The sequence below is a fragment of the Actinomycetospora sp. genome, from assembly GCF_036497245.1.
GTDB lineage: Bacteria > Actinomycetota > Actinomycetes > Mycobacteriales > Pseudonocardiaceae > Actinomycetospora.
Window position 1 is genome coordinate 1 of the sequence record NZ_DASXJS010000255.1, and the last position, 22,099, is coordinate 22,099.

21 protein-coding genes and 1 pseudogene are annotated in these 22,099 nt (G+C 74.2%); 7 read left to right on the forward strand and 15 right to left on the reverse strand.

Annotated features, from left to right (window positions below):
• From VGI02_RS26330 to VGI02_RS26340, 3 genes and pseudogenes are all read right to left on the reverse strand, one after another.
• Positions 1 to 527 (reverse strand): annotated as a pseudogene (locus VGI02_RS26330) (vitamin B12-dependent ribonucleotide reductase); the annotation flags it as partial.
• A 4-nt stretch (positions 528 to 531) separates the two neighbouring features.
• Positions 532 to 1,128: a transcriptional regulator NrdR gene (gene nrdR, locus VGI02_RS26335; protein ID WP_331632557.1), complete on the reverse strand. Its 597-nt coding sequence runs from the start codon at positions 1,126 to 1,128 to the stop codon at positions 532 to 534.
• A gap of 364 nt (positions 1,129 to 1,492) precedes the next feature.
• Positions 1,493 to 2,092: a hypothetical protein gene (locus VGI02_RS26340; protein ID WP_331632559.1), complete on the reverse strand. Its 600-nt coding sequence runs from the start codon at positions 2,090 to 2,092 to the stop codon at positions 1,493 to 1,495.
• A gap of 370 nt (positions 2,093 to 2,462) precedes the next feature.
• On the opposite strand from VGI02_RS26340, the gene lexA reads away from it, so the two are divergent.
• Positions 2,463 to 3,173 carry a transcriptional repressor LexA gene (gene lexA / locus VGI02_RS26345; RefSeq protein WP_414638386.1) on the forward strand — a complete coding sequence of 237 codons (711 nt, stop codon included), beginning with the start codon at positions 2,463 to 2,465 and terminating at the stop codon, positions 3,171 to 3,173.
• Between the two features lie 21 nt (positions 3,174 to 3,194).
• On the opposite strand, the gene VGI02_RS26350 is transcribed toward lexA, so the two are convergent.
• From VGI02_RS26350 to miaA, 4 genes are all read right to left on the reverse strand, one after another.
• Positions 3,195 to 4,238: a YjiK family protein gene (locus tag VGI02_RS26350; RefSeq protein WP_331632563.1), complete on the reverse strand. Its 1,044-nt coding sequence runs from the start codon at positions 4,236 to 4,238 to the stop codon at positions 3,195 to 3,197.
• Between the two features lie 31 nt (positions 4,239 to 4,269).
• The gene (gene hflX, locus VGI02_RS26355; protein ID WP_331632565.1) at positions 4,270 to 5,826 is read right to left on the reverse strand and encodes a GTPase HflX; all 1,557 of its coding nucleotides are present in this window, start codon (positions 5,824 to 5,826) and stop codon (positions 4,270 to 4,272) included.
• Positions 5,827 to 5,905: 79 nt separating this feature from the next.
• Positions 5,906 to 6,808: a diaminopimelate epimerase gene (gene dapF / locus VGI02_RS26360; protein ID WP_331632567.1), complete on the reverse strand. Its 903-nt coding sequence runs from the start codon at positions 6,806 to 6,808 to the stop codon at positions 5,906 to 5,908.
• A 10-nt stretch (positions 6,809 to 6,818) separates the two neighbouring features.
• Positions 6,819 to 7,760, reverse strand: a complete 942-nt coding sequence (gene miaA, locus VGI02_RS26365; RefSeq protein ID WP_331632569.1) for a tRNA (adenosine(37)-N6)-dimethylallyltransferase MiaA — start codon at positions 7,758 to 7,760, stop codon at positions 6,819 to 6,821.
• A gap of 722 nt (positions 7,761 to 8,482) precedes the next feature.
• Between miaA and VGI02_RS26370 the strand changes: the two genes are divergently transcribed.
• Positions 8,483 to 9,721, forward strand: coding sequence for a DUF349 domain-containing protein (locus tag VGI02_RS26370; protein WP_414638387.1), 1,239 nt, complete (start codon positions 8,483 to 8,485; stop codon positions 9,719 to 9,721).
• A gap of 27 nt (positions 9,722 to 9,748) precedes the next feature.
• Here the strand turns inward: VGI02_RS26370 and VGI02_RS26375 are convergent, their stop codons facing one another.
• From VGI02_RS26375 to miaB, 6 genes are all read right to left on the reverse strand, one after another.
• Positions 9,749 to 10,456, reverse strand: a complete 708-nt coding sequence (locus tag VGI02_RS26375) for an MBL fold metallo-hydrolase (protein WP_331632571.1) — start codon at positions 10,454 to 10,456, stop codon at positions 9,749 to 9,751.
• A 176-nt stretch (positions 10,457 to 10,632) separates the two neighbouring features.
• The gene (locus VGI02_RS26380; protein ID WP_331632573.1) at positions 10,633 to 11,517 is read right to left on the reverse strand and encodes a 5-oxoprolinase subunit C family protein; all 885 of its coding nucleotides are present in this window, start codon (positions 11,515 to 11,517) and stop codon (positions 10,633 to 10,635) included.
• Positions 11,514 to 12,134, reverse strand: coding sequence for a 5-oxoprolinase subunit B family protein (locus VGI02_RS26385; protein WP_331632575.1), 621 nt, complete (start codon positions 12,132 to 12,134; stop codon positions 11,514 to 11,516). Before VGI02_RS26385 ends, VGI02_RS26380 begins: the two co-directional genes overlap by 4 nt.
• A gap of 34 nt (positions 12,135 to 12,168) precedes the next feature.
• Positions 12,169 to 13,446 (reverse strand): NRAMP family divalent metal transporter, encoded by a 1,278-nt coding sequence (locus tag VGI02_RS26390; RefSeq protein WP_331632577.1) that lies wholly within the window; start codon positions 13,444 to 13,446, stop codon positions 12,169 to 12,171.
• A 146-nt stretch (positions 13,447 to 13,592) separates the two neighbouring features.
• Positions 13,593 to 14,057, reverse strand: a complete 465-nt coding sequence (locus VGI02_RS26395) for an Rv2732c family membrane protein (protein ID WP_331632579.1) — start codon at positions 14,055 to 14,057, stop codon at positions 13,593 to 13,595.
• On the reverse strand, positions 14,054 to 15,577 hold the full coding sequence (gene miaB / locus VGI02_RS26400) for a tRNA (N6-isopentenyl adenosine(37)-C2)-methylthiotransferase MiaB (protein ID WP_331632581.1): 1,524 nt from the start codon (positions 15,575 to 15,577) through the stop codon (positions 14,054 to 14,056). The genes VGI02_RS26395 and miaB overlap by 4 nt, the downstream gene beginning before the upstream one ends.
• A gap of 40 nt (positions 15,578 to 15,617) precedes the next feature.
• On the opposite strand from miaB, the gene VGI02_RS26405 reads away from it, so the two are divergent.
• Entirely contained in the window at positions 15,618 to 16,580 is a 963-nt protein-coding gene (locus tag VGI02_RS26405) for a TAXI family TRAP transporter solute-binding subunit (protein ID WP_331632583.1), read from the forward strand.
• A gap of 13 nt (positions 16,581 to 16,593) precedes the next feature.
• On the opposite strand, the gene VGI02_RS26410 is transcribed toward VGI02_RS26405, so the two are convergent.
• A complete protein-coding gene (locus VGI02_RS26410) occupies positions 16,594 to 18,000 on the reverse strand; it encodes a sensor histidine kinase (RefSeq protein ID WP_331632585.1) in 1,407 nt (468 codons plus the stop codon).
• Positions 18,001 to 18,018: 18 nt separating this feature from the next.
• Positions 18,019 to 18,681, reverse strand: a complete 663-nt coding sequence (locus tag VGI02_RS26415; protein WP_331632628.1) for a response regulator transcription factor — start codon at positions 18,679 to 18,681, stop codon at positions 18,019 to 18,021.
• Between the two features lie 149 nt (positions 18,682 to 18,830).
• Here VGI02_RS26415 and VGI02_RS26420 point away from each other — a divergent pair, with 149 nt between their 5' ends.
• The 4 genes from VGI02_RS26420 to VGI02_RS26435 all read left to right on the forward strand — a co-directional run bounded on the left by VGI02_RS26420 (position 18,831) and on the right by VGI02_RS26435 (position 22,072).
• A complete protein-coding gene (locus tag VGI02_RS26420; RefSeq protein WP_331632630.1) occupies positions 18,831 to 19,559 on the forward strand; it encodes an amino acid ABC transporter ATP-binding protein in 729 nt (242 codons plus the stop codon).
• A gap of 14 nt (positions 19,560 to 19,573) precedes the next feature.
• On the forward strand, positions 19,574 to 20,470 hold the full coding sequence (locus VGI02_RS26425) for a glutamate ABC transporter substrate-binding protein (RefSeq protein ID WP_331632587.1): 897 nt from the start codon (positions 19,574 to 19,576) through the stop codon (positions 20,468 to 20,470).
• A gap of 79 nt (positions 20,471 to 20,549) precedes the next feature.
• Positions 20,550 to 21,227: an amino acid ABC transporter permease gene (locus VGI02_RS26430; RefSeq protein ID WP_331632589.1), complete on the forward strand. Its 678-nt coding sequence runs from the start codon at positions 20,550 to 20,552 to the stop codon at positions 21,225 to 21,227.
• Complete coding sequence (locus tag VGI02_RS26435) at positions 21,224 to 22,072, forward strand: amino acid ABC transporter permease (RefSeq protein WP_331632591.1); 849 nt, start codon at positions 21,224 to 21,226, stop codon at positions 22,070 to 22,072. The genes VGI02_RS26430 and VGI02_RS26435 overlap by 4 nt, the downstream gene beginning before the upstream one ends.
• Positions 22,073 to 22,099: the final 27 nt, after the last annotated feature.

Here is a 22,099-nt window from a genome sequence, read left to right on the forward strand (position 1 = left end):
GACTCCATGGTGTCGTCCACGGAGAGGATGAAGCAGGCGCTCACCTGCTGCGGCGAGGCCGTGCCGACGTTGAACCAGACCGGCGAGTTGAAGCTGAAGTACTGGTGCAGCAGCATCCAGGTCAGCTCGTGGGAGAACACCTCGGCGTCGTCCGGGGTCGCGAAGTAGGCGTTCTGGCGGCCGGCCTCGGTGTAGCTGCGGACGACGCGGTCGATGAGCTGGCGCAGGCTCGACTCGCGCTGCGGCGTGCCGACCGCCCCACGGAAGTACTTGCTCGTGACGATGTTGGTGGCGTTCGCCGACCAGGACGCGGGGAACTCGACGCCGCGCTGCTCGAAGTTCACCGAGCCGTCGCGCCAGTTCGTCATGACGACGTCGCGACGCTCCCACTCCACCTCGTCGTAGGGGTGGCGCCCCTCGGTGGTGTGCACGCGCCCGATCGACAGGCCCCGACCCGCGGTCGCGCGGCCGGCCGCTCCGTCCGCGGCACCGTCCGTGCTCGTGTCGGACCCGACGGTCTCCGTCATCCGTTCATCCCCTCGTGCTCGCGTGTGCCGGGGACGCTTCCCCACGACCCGGCATCGATGTTCCCGACCGGCCACTCCTGACGGCGTCCTCGCCGCCGGACCGATCGCTCGTCCCGTCCTCGGTGCTCTCCTCGGACCCGTCCTCGCCGTCCACGGACATCCGCCCGCGCAGGTCGGCGATCTCGGCCTCGAAGTCGGCCACACAGGAGAAATTGCGGTAGACGCTGGCGAACCGCAGGTAGGCCACCGCGTCCAGCTCGCGCAGCGGCCCGAGGATCGCCATCCCGACCTCGTTGCTCGGCACCTCGGCCGTGCCCGACGCCCGCACCGTCTCCTCCACCTTGTGGGCCAGCAGTGCGATCGCGTCCGGGTCGACCGGACGCCCCTGACAGGCCCGGGCCACGCCCCGCACGACCTTCTCGCGGCTGAACGGCTCGGTGACCCCACTGCGCTTGACCACCGCGAGGACGGCCTCCTCGACGGTGGTGAACCGCTTCCCGCACGCCGTGCAGGAGCGGCGGCGACGGATCGCCTGGCCCTCGTCGGCCTCGCGGGAGTCGACGACCCGCGAGTCGTCGTTGCGACAGAACGGACAACGCACCCTCGGCTCCTCTCCCGCGTCGAGACCCGTGCCCCCGGGTGGCTGCACCTGGGGACACACCTGTGGACCGGGCACCTCCGGCCGTGGACCGGGCGGTGCCGCCGGTGGACGGACCACCGACTCCGGTGGACTTCCCTGTGGACAGGGACTCCACCGACATTCACAACCTGTGGACTAACTACAACCATGTAACCACAAGATGTTGGGGCGGAACGCTAGCGACACCCGAGGAATCGAAGCAAGTCCGATCACGCCGTCCGGGGACGCGGGCGACGAGTGGTGCCCACACGCGCCGGGCGGGCGCGTCCCGGGCGACTGGGACGCGCGGTGCACCGGGGAGTGACACGGACGCGACACGCAGCCCTCAGGAGCCCGCGGGCACCACCAGCGGACGCCCCGGGACCACCGCCGAGCCGGAGAGGTGGTTGTCCGCGCGGATACGGGACACCACGGCGTCCGCGTCGGCCGCGGGCGCCGCGCGGTGCGCCACGTCGAGCAGGGACTCCCCGGGGGCGACCACCACGACCGCCGACCCCGCGGGGACCGGGCCGTCCGGCACCCCGGCCACGGCCGGGCCGCCGAGGCGGACCGCGAGGGTGAGCAGCCCGAGCAGCACCACGCCCAGGACGACCGTCGCGCCGGTGCGTCGCCGGCGCAGGACCGTCGCCCGGCTGCACCCGCGTTCACGACCCGCGACCGGATTCACTCGATCGGCCGAAGGCCACGGGCGGACGAGCGGTGTCGCGACCGGGCCGGGGCGCCCGGCCGGACGGCACGCGTCGCGCCTGCCCGCGGGGCGCGCGGGCACGCCGGGAGCCGGCGCGTACGCGGGCCGCACCCGGCCGGGCGACGCGACCGCGCCCACCGCCCCGCCGGCCCGCCCGACCTGGGCCGGGACATCGACCTCCTGGACCGGGCCGGAGGTCGGCCGCGTGCCCGTCACTGTGCTCGTCCGGGTCGTCATCGCCACGCATCTCCCCTCGCACACGCGTTCGATCGAACGCATGTGCGAATGTCTAGCATCGACCCCCGACAACGTCGACGGACCGCGCGGCGTGTCGTTCGAACACGTGTTTGATCCCGTCGGCCGTCGGCGCTACCTTCTGGTTCCGGGAGCACGCAGCGTCACCGGCGCCCCGGCGGCATGCCCGCCGGCCGCGGCGCCCGCTGTCGGGCCGGACGGAGGAGGAACCATGGCTGGACGCAAGCGCGACGGCGGGGCCGAGGAGCCCGCGGACGTCGCGCGGGCCGCGTCGCCCCCGCCGGGTGTCGGGGCCGAGGCAGTCGGGGTCGAGGCAGTCGGCACCGAGGCCGGAGGAGCCGCGCAGGCCGGGATGGTCACCGCGCAGGTGCACGCGTTCCCGGACCGTGAGCCGGAGCCGTCCCCCTCGGGTGCGCCCGCGCTGACCCCGCGCCAGCGCAAGGTGCTCGAGGTCATCCGGGACCACGTGGAGCGCGTCGGCTATCCCCCGAGCGTCCGCGAGATCGGGGACGCCGCGGGTCTCACCTCGACGTCCTCGGTGGCCCACCAGATGAAGGTCCTGGAGAAGAAGGGCTACCTGCGCCGCAACCCGAACCGCCCCCGGGCGCTCGACGTCCGCCTGCCCGAGGAGCTCGACCCCGAGCTCGGCGCGGCGGCCGACACCGAATCGGTGCGCGCCGACCGGCCCACACCGTCGTTCGTGCCGGTGGTCGGACGGATCGCGGCAGGCGGTCCGATCCTCGCCGAGCAGGCGGTCGAGGACGTGTTCCCGCTGCCGAAGGAGCTGGTCGGCGAGGGATCGCTGTTCATGCTCAAGGTGGTCGGCGACTCGATGGTCGAGGCCGCCATCACCGACGGGGACTGGGTGGTCGTCCGGCAGCAGCCGAACGCCGAGAACGGCGAGATCGTCGCCGCGATGCTGGACAACGAGGCCACCGTCAAGACCTACAAGCGCAAGGACGGCCACGTCTGGCTCCTCCCCGCGAATGCGGCCTACGAGCCCATCCCGGGCGACGAGGCCACCGTGCTCGGCCGCGTGGTGGCGGTACTGCGCAAGCTCTGATGCCGGAGGCGGGCCTCGGGGTCAGCGGCGGCGCGCCCTGAGCGCCAGGGCCACGCCGCCGACGACGCCGAGTACCACCACGGCGGCCACGACGACCTCCCCCACCACGACGGGGGGTCCGGAGGGGGCGTCGGCCGAGCCCGGCGTGCCGGGAGCGGGCGCCGCCGTGACCGGTGTCGTCCCGACGAGTCCCGCAGCACCCGGGACCGCGCGCAGCGATGCCCTCCCGCCCGAGTCCCCGGACTCGCCCGCGGAGAGGAGCGTCCCGTCCGCGGTGAACGCGATCGCCTCCCCCTGCGGTTCGCCCGCCAGGGGCACGCCGACGGGCGCGCCGCGCAGCCCGGCCACGACGTCGTCGGCCGTGCCGCCCGCGACGGGATAGAGCCACGCGTCGGTGTAGGTCCGTACCGCGGCGACCCGCCCGTCGGCCGAGAGCGCGCCGCCGGTGAACAGACCGCGACCGAACGGCCCGATCGGCCCGCCCTCGGTGCTCGAGAGCGGGACGACCAGCTCGCCTGCCCGCCGCAGCGGGGTCGGTGCCGCCCCGGCCGGCGGCGCGTCGGTGGTGTAGACCCCGCTGCGGCCGCCGAGATCCTTGGTGACGATCACCGGTCGGCCGTCCGCGGGCAGCAGCAGCGTCTCCGCATCGTGGGGCCCGTCGGGATAGGCCAGCCGGAGCACGGTGGCGGGCCCGCGGACCGGGAGCCGGATCAGGGCGATGCTCGCCCGACGGCGGTCGTTGTCGCCGATGTCGGCGAGCCACAGGGTGCCGTCGGAGCCACGCGCGAGGTCCTCGACGTCGCGCCCGGTCACCCCGACCCGCCGGGTCGCCGCGACCGAGCAGTCCGGGGCGAGGGTGTAGACCACGGTCGCGTTCCCGCTGTCGTTCACGACGGCGGGTCCCGTGGGCGTCACGGCGAGGCCGGACACCTCGTCGAGCCGCGGGTCATCCAGCGCGCACCGCGTCACCGGGGCGACGGGTGCTGCCACTGCCACCGGTCCGACCCCGGCGAGGACGGCGGCGGCCGCCGCGACCAGGAGCACCGTCCGCAGGCGACGGTTCACGCCGCGGACACCGGTGCGGCGAACCTCCGGGTCACGACACCGGCACGTCCGCCGACACCGACGCCCGGCCGACGGCGGCCGCGAGCTCGGCGCGGACCCGCGCCTGCAGCACCGTGCCCTGGGCGACGTGCCGTTCGGCGAGCACCTCGCCCTCGGCGTGGACCCGGGCCACGAGCGCGCCCTCGGTGTAGGGCAGCACGACGTCGATCTCGACCTCGGGCCGCGGCAGCGCCTCGGCGATCCGGCGCCGGAGGAGCTCGATGCCCTCGCCGGTGCGCGCCGAGACGAACACCGCCCCCGTCAGCGTCGCGCGCAGCTGGGCCAGGGCCATCGGATCGGCGTCGTCGACCTTGTTGACGACGAGCAGCTCCGGCGGCGCCTCCGTCCCCGAGCGCTCCGGGGAGATGTCGGCGATCACCTCGCGCACGGCGGCGATCTGATCGATCGCGGCCGGGTCCGAGCCGTCGACGACGTGCACGACGAGGTCCGCGTCGCCGACCTCCTCGAGCGTCGAGCGGAACGCCTCGACGAGCTGGTGGGGCAGGTGGCGGACGAACCCGACGGTGTCGGTCAGCGTCGCGTCGCGCCCGTCCGGGGTCTGCCAGCGGCGGGTCGTCGGGTCGAGGGTCGCGAACAGCGCGTCCTCGACGAGGACCCCCGCGTCGGTGACCGCGTTGAGCAGCGAGGACTTCCCGGCGTTGGTGTACCCGGCGATCGCGACGGCCGGGACCTCGCGACGACGCCGACGGTCGCGCTGGGTGTCCCGGACGGTCTTCATGCCCTCGAGCTCGCGGCGCAGCTTGGCGATCCGCTGGTGGATGCGCCGGCGGTCGGTCTCGAGCTTGGTCTCACCGGGACCGCGCGTGCCGACCCCGCCGCCGCCCGAACCGCCACCGCCGCCGGCGCCGCCGCCCTGGCGGGACATCGACTCGCCCCAGCCGCGGAGCCGTGGCAGGAAGTAGCGCAGCTGGGCGAGCTCGACCTGCGCCTTGCCCTCCCGGGAGCGGGCGTGCTGGGCGAAGATGTCGAGGATCAGCGCGGTCCGGTCGACGACCTTGACCTTGAGCTTCTCCTCGAGCTGGCGCAGCTGACCGGGCGAGAGCTCGCCGTCGGCGATCACGGTGTCCGCCCCGTTCGCGGACACCGTCTCCCGCAGCTCCGCGACCTTGCCGGAGCCGACGAACGTGCCCGGGTCCGGGTTGGACCGCCGCTGGACGAGGCCGTCGAGGACCTCCGAGCCCGCGGTCTCGGCCAACCGGGCGAGCTCCACCATCGAGGCGTCCGCCGCGGCCGCGCTGCCCTGGGTCCAGACGCCGATGAGCACGACGCGCTCGAGGCGCAGCTGCCGGTACTCGACCTCGGTGACGTCGGTGAGCTCGGTCGAGGCCCCCGTGAGACCCGGCACCCGTCGGAGCGAGGAGCGCTCCTCGAGGTCCAGCGTGCCGGTGGTCGGGTCGGGACCGTCGGGGGCCTCGTCGTCGTGGACCGTCGGATCGATCTCGATACGGCCACGAGCAGAGCGGCTGCCACGACGGCCGGAGATGCCGGTCTCGGACGGGGCGGAACGATCGGATGCGGGTTCTGTCATCGTGCGCTCCACTGTCCCACGGGTGACGCGCCGTCACCACGCCTTTCGGGAGCGCCGCCCAGGACCGGATCGCCCATCGTCACACGCCCGCCGTGTCCCGCAGACGGACCAGTGCCCTCATCTCGCCGGCCGAACCGGGGTCGATCGCCAGCTCCACCTCGCCGCGGGCGACCAGCACCGCGGGACCGGTCAGCGTCGTCGTCGACCCGGGCGCGGAGCCCAGGCCCGGACCCACCCCGACCCGCAGCACCCCACCGGGCGTCGTCACCGTCACGGTCCCGGAGTCCAGCTCGGCCGCGCGCAGCCCGGCGACCGCACCGGCCACCGTCCCCGTGCCGCAGGAGCGGGTCTCGCCCGACCCGCGCTCGTGCACGCGCAGCCGGGTGACTCCCTCGGGCGACAGCGGCGTCAGGAACTCGACGTTCACCCCGCCCGGGAAGAGGTCGACGTCGTGACCGGGGGCGACGGTGAGGTCGAGGGCGTCGAGGTCGGCCGTCGTCACGCAGGCCAGGTGCGGGTTGCCGACGTCCACGGACACCCCCGGGAAGGACGTCACCGACCCCGCGGGCCCCGCCGGGGACGGCACGATCGCCATCGAGTCCTCGCCCAGCCGCGCCGGGCCCATGTCCACGGAGACCTCGCCGTCGGGGTCCTCGGCCAGCTCCACGGCCCGCAGGCCCGCGCGGGTCGCGACGGCGAAGGTGCCGGCCCGGGCGAGGCCTGCCTCCACCAGGTAGCGGGCGAACACCCGCACGCCGTTGCCACACATCTCGGCGAGCGAGCCGTCGGCGTTGCGGTAGTCCATGAACCACGCCGCGCCCGGGTCCGGCGACGGTGCCACCCGCAGCACCCCGTCCGCGGCGAGCCCGCGACGCCGGTGGCAGAGCGCACGCACGGCCGCCGGGTCCAGGTCGAACCGACCCTCGAGGTCGGGCAGCAGGACGAAGTCGTTCTCGGTGCCGTGGCCCAGGACGAACTCCATGGCCCCCAGCCTACGAAGCGTCCGCCGTGTCGCGCGTCAGGGTGACGACGTCGTCGGCGAGCGTGGGCGACGACGCGTCGAACCACGTCACACGGGCGTCGCGGCGGAACCACGAGCGCTGCCGGCGCACGAGTCGGCGCGTCGCGACGACGATCCGGCGGCGGGCCTCGGCGAGCGCGTCCGGGTCGGGGTCGGTCCCGGAGTCGCCGAGGACCTCGAGCAGCTCGCGGTAACCGACGGCGCGTGACGCGGTCTCCCCGTGGGCGAGGCCCCGTGCCGCGAGCTCCCGCACCTCCTCGACGAGACCCGCCGCGAGCATCCCGTCCACCCGGGCCTCGATGCGAGCGTCGATCTCGGCGGTGTCGCGGTCGATCCCGACGAGCACCGTGCCGCGCCGTGGTTCCCCGGGCCGGGGCAGGCTCGACGCGAACGGTTCCCCGGTGATCTCGACGACCTCGAGGGCGCGCACCACGCGCCTGCCGTTGCTGGGCAGGATGCCCGCGGCGGCGTCCGGGTCGATGCGGGCGAGCCGGGCGTGCAGCGCGGCAGGTCCGTGGGCGGCGAGGTCGACGTCGAGGCGGGCACGGACGGTGGGATCGGTGCCCGGGAAGCGCAGGTCGTCGACGAGCGCCTGCACGTACAGCCCGGATCCACCGACCGCGACCGGTGTCCCGCCGCGAGCCAGGACGTCGTCGACGGCGGCGCGTGCGTCGCGCTGGTAGGCGGCGACGGTGGCGGTCTCGGTGACCTCCAGGACGTCGAACAGATGGTGCGGGACGCCGCGCCGGGCGTGCGGCGGCACCTTCGCCGTCCCGAGATCCATCCCGCGGTAGAGCTGCATGGCGTCGGCGTTGACGACCTCGACCCCGTCCAGCCGCTCGGCCAGGTCCAGCGCCAGGTCGGACTTGCCCGTGGCCGTCGGCCCGACGAGGGCGATCGGTCGCGCGCTCACGGCCCCGAGGCTAGCGGCGCGGGCCGGGCGAACCGGCCCCGCCGTCGGATCGGGATCAGCGCTCGAGCAGGGTCGCCGTGCTCGAAATGACCGTGATTGGCCGTCTCGGAGGAGGACACTGGGCGAGTCGTCGCAGGTCGGGGGTGCGACGCTGACCGCGAAGCTGTTTGAATGCCCGGACGATCCGAGCGGGAGGTGTGCGGCGCATGGCCGACGAGCAGGCCACGGGGGTCGCCGGCGCGATCCCGGGAGCGGTCGGGACGCGATCGGATTCCGCAGCGACCCAGAACGGTCCGGAGGCCGACGACACCGTGAACGGCGTGACGACGGAGAACGGTCAGCAGGACCTGCAGGTCGACGGCGGGTCCGACGACGAGGTGGCGGACGGCCACGACGGGGCGACGAACCACGTCGGGGCGACGAACCACGACGGCACCGGGGGATCCGCCACGCCGCCGGCGGACGAGCACGTCCCGGACCCGGAGCCCGACCCGCTGCCGACTCCGCCCGACGTCCCGCCGACGCCCGCGGACGAGCACGTCCCGGACCCGGCGCCCGTCCCGGACCCGGAGCCCGACCCGCTGCCGACTCCGGCGGACGTCGCCCCCGTCCCCGCACCGGCCCCGGCCCCCACGCCGGCTCCACCCGGCCCGCCCTCCGAGGCACCCGCGGCTCCGGCACCCGCGGCTCCGGGCCCCGCCGCGGCGACCCCCGCCCCGGACATGCCCGACCTGCCGACCGTCACCGCTGCCGCCGACGACCCCGACCGCTGGGGCCGCGTCGACTCCGACGGCACCGTCTGGACGGCGGCGCCCGAGGGTGAGCGCGCCGTCGGCTCGTGGCAGGCGGGCGACTCCGCGGAGGGCCTCGCCCACTACGCCCGACGGTTCGACGACCTGCGCACCGAGGCCGACCTGCTGGTCAGCCGCCTGCAGTCGGGGCGGGGCGACGCGGCAGGGGTGCTGCGCAGCGCGAGCGTGCTGCGCGAGCGTCTCGACGTGGCCTCCGTCGTCGGTGACGTCCCCGGCCTCGTCGCGCGGCTCGACGCCGTCATCTCGGCCGCCGAGCACAGCGGGCGGGCCGAGAAGTCGGCGAAGGCGGGCGCGCGCGAGCAGGCGGTCGCGCACAAGGAGGCCCTCATCGGCGAGGCCGAGACCCTCGCCGAGGAGACCACGCGCTGGAAGCACGCGGGCGACCGCTTCTCGGCGATGCTCGAGGAGTGGAAGACGATCCGGGGGATCGACCGCAAGACCGACGACGCCTTGTGGAAGCGGTTCGCCAAGGCCCGCGAGACCTTCACCCGCCGTCGCGGTGCCCACTTCGCCGAGCTCGACCGCGCCCGGACCGCCGCGAAGACCCGCAAGGAGGAGCTGGTCACCGAGGCGGAGTCGCTGCAGGAATCCGAGGACTGGGGGCCGACCGCGGGGCGCTACAAGGAGCTCATGGTCGAGTGGAAGGCGGCCGGCAGGACGTCGAAGGACGCCGACGACGCCCTCTGGGCCCGTTTCCGCGGCGCACAGGACCACTTCTTCTCGCGCCGGTCGGCCACGTTCGACGCCCGAGACGCCGAGTTCACCGACAACGCGAAGGCGAAGGAGACGCTGCTCGCCGAGGCCGCGGCCATCGACCTGTCCGACGTCGACGCCGCGCGGGCCGGGCTGCGCTCGGTCCAGGAGCGCTGGGACCAGATCGGCAAGGTGCCCCGCGAGCGCGTCCGCGAGTTCTCCACCCGCCTCAAGGAGGTCGAGGACCGGGTGCGGGGAGCGGTCGACCGGCGCTGGTCGCGCGTCGACCCGGAGAAGGAGGCCCGCGTCGGCCAGTTCCGAGAGCGTGTCGCCCAGTTCGAGGCGCAGGCCGCGAAGGCGCGGGCCGCCGGGGACGAGCGACGCGCGAAGGACGCCGATCGCCAGGCCGAGCAGTGGCGGGAGTGGCTCGCCGCCGCGGAGCGCGCGACCGGCTGACGTGGCGGCGACCGGCCGGGGTCGGGCTCACTCGCCGAGTGGGTCGGGCACCGTCGTCGCGGCGGCCGCCTCGCGGAGCAGGCGCGTGTCCTCGCCCAGGAGGGCGGGCCCGTGCCCGAAGCAGACCGCGCTCGCGCCGAGCCCGCCGAGCAGACGGAACGACTCGCGGGCCCGTGCCCGGTCGGCGTTGAACGGTCCGAGGATCACGGCGCCGTCGTGGCTCGCCGCGGTGTCACCGGTACACAGCACGCCCGAGTCGGGGAACCAGAACGCGGCACTGCCGTCGGTGTGTCCCGGCGTGGCGACGACGTGCGCTCCGCCCAGCACGGCGGCGTCGTCGAACTCCCGGTCGACCCGGGCGGGCGGCGCGTCCGGCAGCCCGGCGGCGACCTGTGCGTGCAGCACCTCCTCGGCGGGCGTGAGCACGGGTGGGTGACCGGGCTGCGTGCCGCGCACGACGGGCGCGTCCGCACGGTGGACCGCCACGTCCACACCCGGCCACCGCCCGATCTCGGCGGCGGAGCCTGCGTGGTCGGCGTGCCAGTGGGTGATCAGCACCAGTCGCAGCGCGCCGCGATCGAGCCCCCAGTCGCGCAGGGCCGCCGCGACGGACTCCCCGTTCCCGACCGCTCCCGTGTCGACGAGGACCACCCCGCGCGGGGTGCGCACCAGGTAGGCCTGGCCGGGAGCGCCCACGAGCATCCGCAGATCGGGCCGCAGGTCGACGACGTCCATGGCCGGGGAGCATCGTCTCTCCCGACGCCGGGTGTCGCCCCCTGTTCGCTCTGAGCAGGACCGAACGAACGACTCGTTCGTGCATCTAGAGGCCACGAACGAGTCGTTCGTTCCGGAGCCGTAGCCGCCGGATCGGTGGGATCGGGTCGGTGACCGTCATCGGGCCCGCCCGGCGCTCACGTCCCGGGCGGCGGCGTCACGCGCCGGAACCGGACCGCCGAGCCCGGCCGGAGCTGACCCGCGCGGTCGGTGTCGACGTCGAGGACGACGCCGATCACCGGGTACCCACCGGTCACCGGATGATCGGCCAGGAACACGGTCGGGCGACCCGACGGCGGCACCTGGACGCTCCCCCGGATCACGCCCTCGCTGGGCAGTTCGGCGCCCCGCAGCTCCGGCACGCGCTCCAGCTCCGGGCCGTCGAGCCGGAAGCCGACCCGGTTGGCGTCATCGGTCACCGTCCACGCGGTGCGCAGGAACGCGGTGACGGCCTCGTCGGCGAACCAGTCGTGGCGCGGGCCCATGACCACGCGCAGGGCCGCGACTCCCGCGATCCCGGGGGCCACGTCGACCGCGGGCACCGGCGAGGCGGGCGGCGGTCCCAGTGGAAGCTCGTGGCCCGTGCCCACGACCGGAGGGCCCAGCCCGGCGACGGTGTCGGTGGCCCGGCTCCCCAGCACCGGATCGACCGCGATCCCGCCCCGCACCGCCACGTAGGAGCGCAGGCCGCACGGCGGCGTGCCCAGCCGCACCTCCGCCCCGGCCGGCACGACGACGGCCCGGTGCAGGTCACCGGGGCACCCGCCGATCCGCACCGGTGACGGCGCCCCGGTGACGGCGACCAGGGTCGTCGTCGCCACCCGGAACGCCAGCCCGCCGAGCGTGACCTCCAGGCCCGCGGCGGCCTCGTCGTTCCCGACGAGCCGGTTGGCCAGACGCAGCGCCGCCCGGTCGGCCGCCCCGGACACCCCGACACCGAGGTCGGCGCGGCCCGGGCGCCCGTCGGGGTCCTGGACGGTGGTCAGCGGACCGGTCGCCGTGACCGTCAGCGACCCCCTCATGTCGCCCGGAACCGGATGCGCGCGCCCGGGACGAGGACGGCGGGAGGGTCGCGGTCGAGGTCCCAGAGCACGTGCTCGGTCCGCCCGATGAGCTGCCAGCCCCCGGGCGACTCCCGCGGATAGATCCCGCTGAACTCGCCCGCCAGCCCGACCGCCCCCGCCGGGACCCGGGTCCGCGACGACGTCCGCCGAGGCACGTGCAGGCGGTCGTCACCGTCGCTCGCCAGGTACCCGAACCCGGGCGTGAACCCGGCGAACGCGACCGTCCAGACCTGGCCGGTGTGGGCCGCGACGACGTCCTCGCGCGACAGACCGGTGTGCGCGACGACGTCGTCGAGGTCCTCGCCGTCGTACGTCACCGCGATCTCGGTGACCTCGCCGTCCGCCTCGCGCGCCGTCGACGACGCCGGCTCCCTGGCCCACACGTCGGCCGCGACGGCGGGCAGGTCGGCGGCCGAGCGCACGCGGAGCAGCACCGTGCGCGCGGCCGGGACCAGGTCGACGACGCCCTCGGGCGGCGCCGCGGCCAGCGCCGCGTGCAGGGCCAGGACCTCGGGGAGCGTCTCCACCTCCACGAGCAGGCCGGTGTCGCCGCAGGGCCGCACGGTGCGGGTCACGGCCACCATCCTCCGCGAGACCGACCGGCGGGGCTCATCCGAAGATCGCCGGGATGGCGGCGATCGACTCGATCCCGGCGTAGACGGTGAACGCGAAGGCCGTCACCCCGATGATCAGCAACCACACCGGCTGGCGGATGCCGGCGAGCAGGTCGCGCCGTCGCCAGGCGATCCAGAGCAGCAGGCCGAGCCCGAACGGCAGGATCAGCCCGTTGAAGGCGCCTGCGAAGACCAGCAGCGACGACGGCGCCTTGCCGATCACGAGGAACGCGATCGTGCACAGTGCGATGAACGCCGAGATCGTCAGGTTGAACCGCCGGTCCACCGCGGACGAGAGGGTGCGCAGGAACGACGCCGAGGTGAACGACGCCCCGATCGTGCTCGTCATCCCGGCCGTCCAGAGCACGACGCCGAACAGGTGCAGCCCGATCGGGCCGAGGGCGAACTCGAACGCCGAGCCCGCCGGGTCGGTCTTCGAGAGCTGCGCGCCCGCGGCCACGGCGCCGAGGATCCCGAGGAACAGCAGGACGCGCAGCACGCCGGTGACGAGGATGCCGTTGATCGAGCCGCGGGTGATCGTGCGCAGGTTCTCGGGCCCGGTGGTCCCCGACTCGATCAGCCGGTGCGCCCCGGCGTAGGTGATGTAGCCGCCGACGGTCCCGCCGATCAGCGTGAGCACCGGCAGGAAGTCCAGCCCGACCGGTGCCACCGTCCGCAGCGCGGCCTCGCCCACCGGGGGTGCCGTGATCACCGCGACGATCGCGATGAGGGCGATCTTGAGGACGCCGAGCACGATCACGGCGCGGTCGATGGTGCCCTCGAGCGCGCGGTAGTTGAACACCAGGATCGCGAGGATCGCGCTGATCACGGCCCCGAGCCGCAGGTCGAGCCCCGTCGCGTCCTGCAGGCCGAGTCCCGCCGCGCTGATGTTGCCGATGCCGAACACCAGCCCGCCGACCACCACGAGGAAGGCCAGGACGTGCCCCGACCACGGGACGACGCGGTTCGCGAGGTCCTGGGCGCGCAGGCCCGAGAGGCCGACGACCCGCCAGACGTTGAGCTGGATCGCGAGGTCGATGAGCACGCTCGCGACGATCGCCGCGGCGAATGACGCGCCGTAGCGCGCAGTGAAGGTGCCGGTCTGCGAGATGAAGCCCGGTCCGGCCGCGGACATGGCCATGAGGAACATCGCCCCGGCCACGGCGACGGACCGCTTCACGTTCACCGTCGGCGGCGAGGGGTCGGGCCCGGTGCCGTCGGGTTCGGCGGTACCGGTGGACTCGTGCGGCTGGGACTCCGGGACGTCGGACATGGGGGCCTCCTGCAGGCCTCGCTCGGCGGCAGGGGCACCGGGCCGGACGTCGTCGCACCGATCGGGCATCCCCGCAGAGTTCGTCCAACGTAGGGATCGTTCAACAATCCGTCAACGATGTGGGTGACGGAGCGGCCCGGAGTCGCTCAGTCCCGGGAGAACGCCCAGCCGGCCCAGCGACCGGCGAGCACCACCACGGCGACGAGCGCGAGCACCAGCCCGAACCCGGGCCCGTTGCCCGGCACCGTGTTCTGCGACCAGATCGCCCAGAGCCCGGTCACGGACGCCACGCAGCACCCCGCCGCCGTCACGAACACGACCACCCAGCGCCGGGTCATCACCGACGCCGCAGACGCGGCGACGCCGAACACGAGCGCGAAGATCGAGAACAGCCGCGGGAGCACGGAGATGCCGGGCGTGCCGAGGACCACCTGCCAGCCGGTGGCGCCCTGCGCGGTCCACGGCAGGATCGCCGCGACCAGCAGCACGAGGATGGCGACCGCCGCGACCAGCACCTTCGGACCGAAGTCGATCTCGCGGGAGACCGAGGGCCGCGGAGCCGGGGCCGACGGGGAGGCGCCGGCATCGTCGAACGGGCTGGGGCGGGTCATGAGCCCGAGTTCCCCACAACGCGGCCGGCCGACACAACGACGGGCTCCGGACGTCCGACGGACGGCAGGCCCAGCCCGACCCGCGGCGTCGTCGGCCGCGTCCCCGCGTCGTACGCGTCGCCCGCCCGCGTCCGGCGGTGGGCCAGGACGTCGGCGTCGGCGACGACGTGGTGCGGGGCGCCGTAGGTGGCGCGGACGGTGACGACGTCGCCGGGGCGGATCGCCTGCTCGACCGCCGGACCGGTGGGAGTGAAGTGCACGAGGCGGCCGTCCCGGGCACGCCCGCTCATCCGGCGGGTCGCGGTGTCCTTGCGGCCCTCCCCGCTCGAGACGAGCAGTTCGAGGTCGCGGCCGACCTGCTCGCGGTTGCCCGCGAGGGACATGTCCTCCTGCAGCGCGACCAGCCGGTCGTACCGCTCCTGCACGACGGCCTTCGGCACCTGGTCGCCCAACGAGGCCGCCGGGGTACCCGGGCGCGGCGAGTACTGGAAGGTGAAGGCCTGCGAGAACCGGGACTCCCCGACGACGCGCAGCGTCTCGACGAAGTCCTCCTCGGTCTCGCCGGGGAAGCCCACGATGATGTCGGTGGTCAGGGCGGCGTCGGGCATCGCCTCGCGGACCTCGGCCACGATGTCGAGGTAGCGCCGCGCGCGGTAGGAGCGGCGCATCGCCTTGAGGATCCGGTCCGAGCCGGACTGCAGCGGCATGTGCAGCTGCGGGCAGACGTTCGGGGTCTCGGCCATGGCCGTGATGACATCGGAGGTGAAGTCACGCGGGTGTGGGCTCGTGAAGCGCACCCGCTCCAGTCCCTCGACCTCGCCGCAGGCGCGGAGCAGGTCGGCGAACGCGGTGCGCCCCGTCGCACGGTCCTCGAAGCCCACCCCGTAGGCGTTGACGTTCTGGCCGAGCAGCGTCACCTCGAGCACGCCCTCGGCGACCAGGGCCTCGACCTCGCCGAGGATCTCCCCCGGTCGGCGGTCGACCTCCTTGCCGCGCAGCGACGGGACGATGCAGAAGGTGCAGGTGTTGTTGCAGCCGACCGAGATCGACACCCAGCCCGAGTAGGCGGAGTCGCGCCGCGCGGGCAGGTGCGACGGGAACGTCTCCAGCGCCTCCAGGATCTCGACCTGCGCCTCGCCGTTGTGCCGCGCGCGCTCGAGCAGCGCGGGCAACGACCCGACGTTGTGGGTGCCGAACACGACGTCGACCCAGGGGGCCTTCCTCGTGACGACGTCCCTGTCCTTCTGCGCCAGGCACCCGCCGACCGCGATCTGCTGGTCGGGGCGGGCGGCCTTGCTCGGGGCGAGGTTCCCGAGCTGGCCGTAGAGCTTGTTGTCGGCGTTCTCGCGGACGGCGCAGGTGTTGAACACGACCAGATCGGCGTCCTCGGGAGCGGCGTCCGACGGCGCGGGCTCCCACCCGGCCTCGACGAGCACCCCGGCCAGACGCTCGGAGTCGTGCACGTTCATCTGGCACCCGTGGGTGCGGATGGCGAAGGTGCGCGGGCCTGCTGCGGTCATCGCCACCAAGAATAGGCGCCCGACCTGGCACGATCCCGGGGTGCACCCCCTCCCGACCCGGCGATCGGTGCTGGCGGGCGCGGGCGGCGTGGTGGCCCTGGGCGGGCTCGGCACCCTCGCCGGATGCGCCCGCGACGCCGGGGGAGCACACGTCGCCCTGGCCACCGGAGCGGCCGCGGGGGTCTACCACCGGCTCGGGGCCGCCCTGGTCGACGTCTGGCGCACCGACCTCGGCGCGGTGACCGAGCTGCTCGAGAGCCAGGGATCGGTCGACAACGTCGGCATGCTCGCCTCCGGGCTCGCCGACGTCGCGTTCTGCGCGGTCGACGTCGCGGCGGACGGGGCCGTCGACGGTGCCCGGCCGGACCGCCCGTTGCAGGCGCTCGCGCGCGTGCACGACGACGCGATCCACGTCGTCGTCCCCGCAGGCTCCGACATCCGCCGGCTCGCCGACCTGCGGGGGCGCCGCGTCTCCGTCGGCGCGCCGAACTCCGGCGTGCTGGTCATCGCTCCGCGCCTGCTCGCGACGGTGGGCCTGTTCCCCGAGACCGATCTGGCCGCCTCGCACCTCGGGCTGGGCGACTCGGTCGCCGCGCTGCGGGCCGGCTCGATCGACGCGTTCTTCTGGTCGGGCGGGGTCCCGACGACGGGGGTGGACGAGCTGGCGCGCCAGGTCCCGGTGCGCCTGCTCGACCTCAGCGAGCAGGTCGACGCGCTGCGCCGGGGCTACCCGGTCTACGACGTCACGACGGTGCCCGCGCGCACCTACGGGATCGCCGAGCCGGTGACCACGGTGTCGGTGCGCAACGTCCTGCTCACCACCGCACGCATGGCGGTCCCGACCGCCCGCGGGCTCACGCGGGTGCTGCTCGACCGGGTCGACGCGCTCGCCGCCGCGGACGCCGCCGGGCGCAGCGTCGACCCCCGGACCGCGATCGGCACCCAGCCCGTCCCGCTGCACGACGGGGCCCGTGCGGCGTTCGCGGACAGCAAGCCGTACTAGATCCGCCCCTCGCTCACGAGGCCGGGGCCCACCTCAGGACCACCCGCAGGCCGCCGTCCGCGGGCAGCTCGAGGGCGAGCTCCGCCCCGGCCCGCTCCGCCCCGCGCGCCGCGATCGCGAGGCCGAGCCCGGACCCGTCGTCGGGCCCCGAGCCGTTCCCGTCCGAGCCCCGCCAGAACCGCTCGGTTGCTCGGGACAGCTCGTCGGGGCGCAGTCCGGGGCCGTGGTCGCGGACCGCGACCTCCACGGCGCCGTCGACCCGGGCCGTCGTCAGCTCCACGGCGCCGCCGGGCGGGGAGTACTTGACGGCGTTGTCGAGGACCGCGTCGAGGACGGTGGTCACGGTGACCGGGTCGGAGTGCACGACGAGGCCCCCCGGCCCCGCGCGCGACAGGCGCAGGCCCTCGTGCTCGGCGAGCACCTCCCAGGTCTCGACCCGCTCGTCGAGCACGGTGTCGACGCGCATCGCGACCGGCGGCGCCACCCGCCCCTCGGTGCGGGCGAGGGCGAGCAGCGCCTCGAGGACGACGGTCAGCCGGTCGACCTCCTCGACGGCGGCCCGGTGGCCGTCGCGGACGTCGTCGGGGGCGGGCAGGTCATCGAGGTCCTCCCCGAGGGTGGCCAGCCGCAGCCGGAGCGCGGTCAACGGGTTGCGCAGCTGGTGGCCCGCGTCGGCGACGAACGAGCGCTGGGCCTCGAGCGTGGCCGAGACCGTCGCGGCCATCACGTCGAAGTGCCGGGTCAGGCGGCGCAGCTCGGGTGGACCGCGCTCCTCCCCCACCGGATCGGCCGGTCGGCCCGCGCGCACCGACGCGGCCACCCGCGCGGTCCCGGCGTCGAGGCGCTCGACCGGGGCGAGGATCCAGCGCACCAGGGGCAGCGCCGCCAGGGCCGCCGCGCCGAACGCGATCACCCCGGCGGCGGCGAGCACCAGCCACTGCGCCAGGACGTCGCGGCGCAGCCCGCCGGTCGGCGAGATCGTCAGCGCCGCGCCGCGGACCTCGCCGCCCACCAGGACCGGCTCGGCCAGCAGCATGGGCCCCGGGTCCCAGGGCCAGATCGTCTCCGGCGGGGGCGAGCGCCGTCCGGCCAGGGCGAGGCCGATCCGCGTGCTGTCCTCCCCGACCTCGGCGAGCGGGTCCGGGCGCGAGGCGACGAGCACCCGGCCCTGCCGGTCCAGGATCGCCGCGGGGGCGCCGAAGAGCTCGTCGTAGCGGGCGATCTCGGCCTGCAGCGCCGAGGTGTCCGAGTCGGTGACGGGGCGCTGGGCGAGCGCGGCGAAGCGCGTGGTGTCCCCGAGCCGGTCGGTGAACATCTCCGCGGTGGACGCCGACGCGCCGGCCACACCCAGCGGCAGGCCGAGACCGACGACGACCGCCGCGACCAGCACGGTCACGACGACGAGCAGGCGGGCGCGCACGTGGTGTCCTCGCCCCGGTCAGGCCCGGGCGAGGCGGTAGCCGACCCCGCGCACCGTCGCGACCAGGTCCGGTCGGCCGAGCTTCGTGCGCAGCGTCGCGACGTGCACGTCCAGGGTGCGGTTGGCGCCCGGCCAGGTCCGGCCCCAGACCTCGGCGACGATCCGGTCGCGGGTGCACACCGCCCCGTCGGCCCGCGCGAGCAGGGCGAGCACCGCGAACTCCTTGCGGCTCAGGGCCACCGGCGATCCGTCGTCGCTGACCTCGCGGCGGGCCAGGTCGACCACCAGGCCGTCGGCGACCGTGACGACGTCGTCGGTGGGCACGTCGGGTCGGCGGCGGCGCAGGACGGTGTGGATGCGCGCGAGCAGCTCGCCGGCGTCGTAGGGCTTGACCATGTAGTCGTCGGCGCCGGAGTGCAGGCCGAGGATGCGGTCGTCCACCTCGCCCCGGGCGGTCACGACGATGACCGGGGTGTCGCCGGCCTCGCGGATGCGGCGACAGACGTCGATGCCGTCGATGTCGGGCAGGCCGAGGTCGAGCAGCACGACGTCGATCCCGGCCAGGTGGGCCACGACCTCACGGCCCCGCGCCAGGCGTTCGACCTCGATCTGCTGGCGGGCGAGCGCGGTGCGCAGGGCCGCGGCGACGCGGTCGTCGTCCTCCACCAGCAGGATGCGCACGTCCGTCACCCCGTCTCGTTCGAGTAAATCCAACCCTAAGCCTTCCTCAAGAGACCTGGTCGGTTCGCGCGGACCACGGCACCGTCTCCCGCCATCAGCTCGATGTGGGGAGGGCCACTGCGATGGACCCGGGAACGACGAGCACGCCGATGGTCCGGATGGCCGGGGTGCAGAAGCACTTCGGTGACCTGCACGTCCTGCGCGACATCGACCTCGAGATCGCGTCCGGCGAGGTCGTCGTCGTCCTCGGCCCGTCGGGGTCCGGCAAGTCGACGCTCTGCCGGGCGATCAACCGGCTGGAACCGATCGACACCGGGACTGTCGAGATCGACGGCACGCCCCTGCCCGCGGAGGGCCGCGATCTCGCCGCGCTGCGCAGCGACGTGGGCATGGTGTTCCAGCAGTTCAACCTGTTCGCCCACAAGACGATCCTCGAGAACGTCACCCTCGCGCCGATCCGGGTACGGAAGGTCTCGAAGGGAGAGGCCGAGAACCGCGCGACGACGCTGCTCGAGCGCGTCGGCATCGCCGACCAGGCCCACAAGTACCCCGCCCAGCTCTCCGGCGGACAGCAGCAGCGCGTGGCGATCGCCCGGGCGCTCGCCATGGACCCCAAGGTCATGCTCTTCGACGAGCCCACCTCGGCACTCGACCCGGAGATGGTCGGCGAGGTCGTCGAGGTGATGGCCGGCCTCGCCCGTGACGGCATGACGATGGTCGTCGTCACCCACGAGATGGGCTTCGCCCGCCGTGCGGCGCACCGCGTGGTGTTCATGGCCGACGGCGAGATCGTCGAGGACTCCACCCCCGCCGCCTTCTTCAGCCGCCCCTCCTCGGAGCGGGCCCGCGACTTTCTCGGCAAGATCCTGACTCACTGAGGAGTGTTCTGATCATGAGACGCGTACGGGTGGTCGGCGTCCTCCTGGCGATCGCGGCGCTGCTGTTCGGTGCCGCCTGCGGTCGCGAGGGCGCGCCGGGCGCGGCCCCGAGCGAGCAGCTGTCGTTCCCGGTCGCCGCGAACGTGACGGTCCCGGGCTCGGCGACCTTCGCGAAGATGCAGCAGACCGGCCGGGTCCGGATGGGCGTCAAGAACGACCAGCCCGGGCTCGGCGTCCAGGACCCCACCACGGGCCAGTACTCCGGCTTCGACGTCGAGATCGGCCGCATGATCGCGGCCGGTCTCGGGTTCGCCCCGGACAAGATCGACTACGTGGTCGTCCCGTCGGCGGCCCGCGAGGACGCCATCTCGCGCGGCGACGTCGACTACTACGTCGGCACCTACACGATCAACGACAACCGCAAGCAGCGCGTCGGGTTCGCCGGCCCGTACTTCCAGGCCGGTCAGGACCTCCTCGTGCGCGCCGACGACCCGTCGATCACCGGGCCGCAGACGCTGCAGAACAAGAAGGTCTGCTCGGTCACCGGCTCCACCCCGATCCAGCGCGTGCGCCAGCAGAACCTGACCCAGCCGCAGAACGTGGTCGAGTTCCAGAACTACTCGCAGTGCGTGGACCAGCTGGTCGCCAACCAGGTCGACGCGGTGACCACCGACGACGCGATCCTCAAGGGCTTCGCCGCCCAGGACCCGCAGCGTCTCAAGGTCGTCGGCCAGGTCTTCTCCCAGGAGCCGTACGGCGTGGGCGTCCCCCGTGACGACGTGGCCTTCCGCAACAAGGTCAACGACCTGATCCAGCAGTCGGAGACCGACGGCACCTGGCAGCGCATCTACGACGCGACGCTCGGCAAGTCGGGCTCCCCGGCCGCGCCGCCCGCGATCCAGAGGTACTAGACCGACGGCCGGGTGGGCGGATGTCGTCGCCCCGGCGACGACATCCGCTCCCGCGGCCCGACGAAGGAGGGCCTCTCCCGTGAACGTGCTCCTCGACAACCTCGGCGAGTTCGGCATCCGCTTCCTCGGCACGATCGAGCTGTTCGTCATCTCCTCGATCGCCTCGCTCGTGCTCGGCACCCTGCTCGCCGCCATGCGGGTCAGTCCCGTACCCGCCATGCGGATCGCGGCCACGACCTACGTGACGTTGCTGCGCAACACTCCGCTGACCCTGCTGATGTTCTTCTTCGCGTTCGGGTTCCCGCGCCTGGAGATCGTCGACCTCGACTACTTCACCCTCGCCGTCATCGCGCTGTCGCTCTACACGGCGGCGTTCGTCTGCGAGACCATCCGGGCCGGCATCTCCACGGTGCCCCCGGGCCAGGCCGAGGCGGCGCGAGCCCTCGGACTCGGCTTCGGCCAGTCGCTCGGCCTGGTGATCCTGCCGCAGGCGATCCGGGCGGTCGTGCCGCCGCTGACCAGCGTGCAGATCGCGCTGATCAAGAACACCACGGTGGCCGCCGGCTTCTCGGTGGTCGAGGCGGGCGGCATCTACTCGACGCTGTCCGAGCGCGGCTACTCCACGCTCGGCGGCCTCCTCTGGGTCGCCCTCGGGTTCCTCGTGCTCATCACGCCGATGACCCTGCTGCAACGGTCGCTGGAACGACGGTGGTCGGCGTCCTCCGGCGGGACCCGGGTCGGGGCGGGTGCCCGATGAGCGCCCCCACGGCCGTCCTGTTCGACGTCCCCGGGCCCCGGGCACGCGCCCGCAACGGCGTGCTCGGCGTCGTGGCGGTGCTCGTCGTCGCCGCCCTGCTGGCGTTCGTCATCGTCCGGCTGGCCGCCACCGGTCAGTTCGACAGCACCGTGTGGGAGTGGATCCTCTACGAGAACATCCAGCTCGCGCTGCTCGAGGGCCTGGTCAACACCCTCCGGGCGTTCGCCCTCGGGGCCGTCCTGGCGCTGATCTTCGGGGCGGTGTTCGCCCTCGGCCGGCTCTCCGAGCACGCGTGGCTGCGCCGGGTCTCGACGGCGGTGGTCGAGTTCTTCCGGGCCGTGCCGCTCGTCGTGATGATGTTCATCTTCTACTTCGGCATGCCCTCGGTCGGGATCACCGTCTCGACCTACGTCGCCGTCGTCGCGGCCCTCACGCTCTACAACGGGTCCGTCCTCGCCGAGATCTTCCGATCCGGTGTGCAGGCGGTGCCGCGGGGCCAGTCGGAGGCGGCCTACGCGCTGGGCATGCGCAAGTCGGCGGTGACGCGGTTCGTCCTGCTCCCCCAGGCGGTCCGCTCGATGCTCCCGACGATCGTCAGTCAGCTCGTCGTCCTGCTCAAGGACTCCGCGCTCGGATTCCTGATCCTCTACCCGGAGCTGCTCTTCCAGGCACGTCTGCTCGGCAGTTCCGGCCAGCTCGGGCGGCCGCTGCTGCCGGTCGCGTTCGTCGTCGCGATCGTCTACATCACGCTGTGCCTGCTGCTCACCGCGCTGGCCACCTACCTGGAACGACGGACGCGGCGGTCCTCGGCGGGCACGCCCGCCCTCGTCGAGGACGGAGCCTGACCCTCCCGACGGCGGGGTGACGGGCAA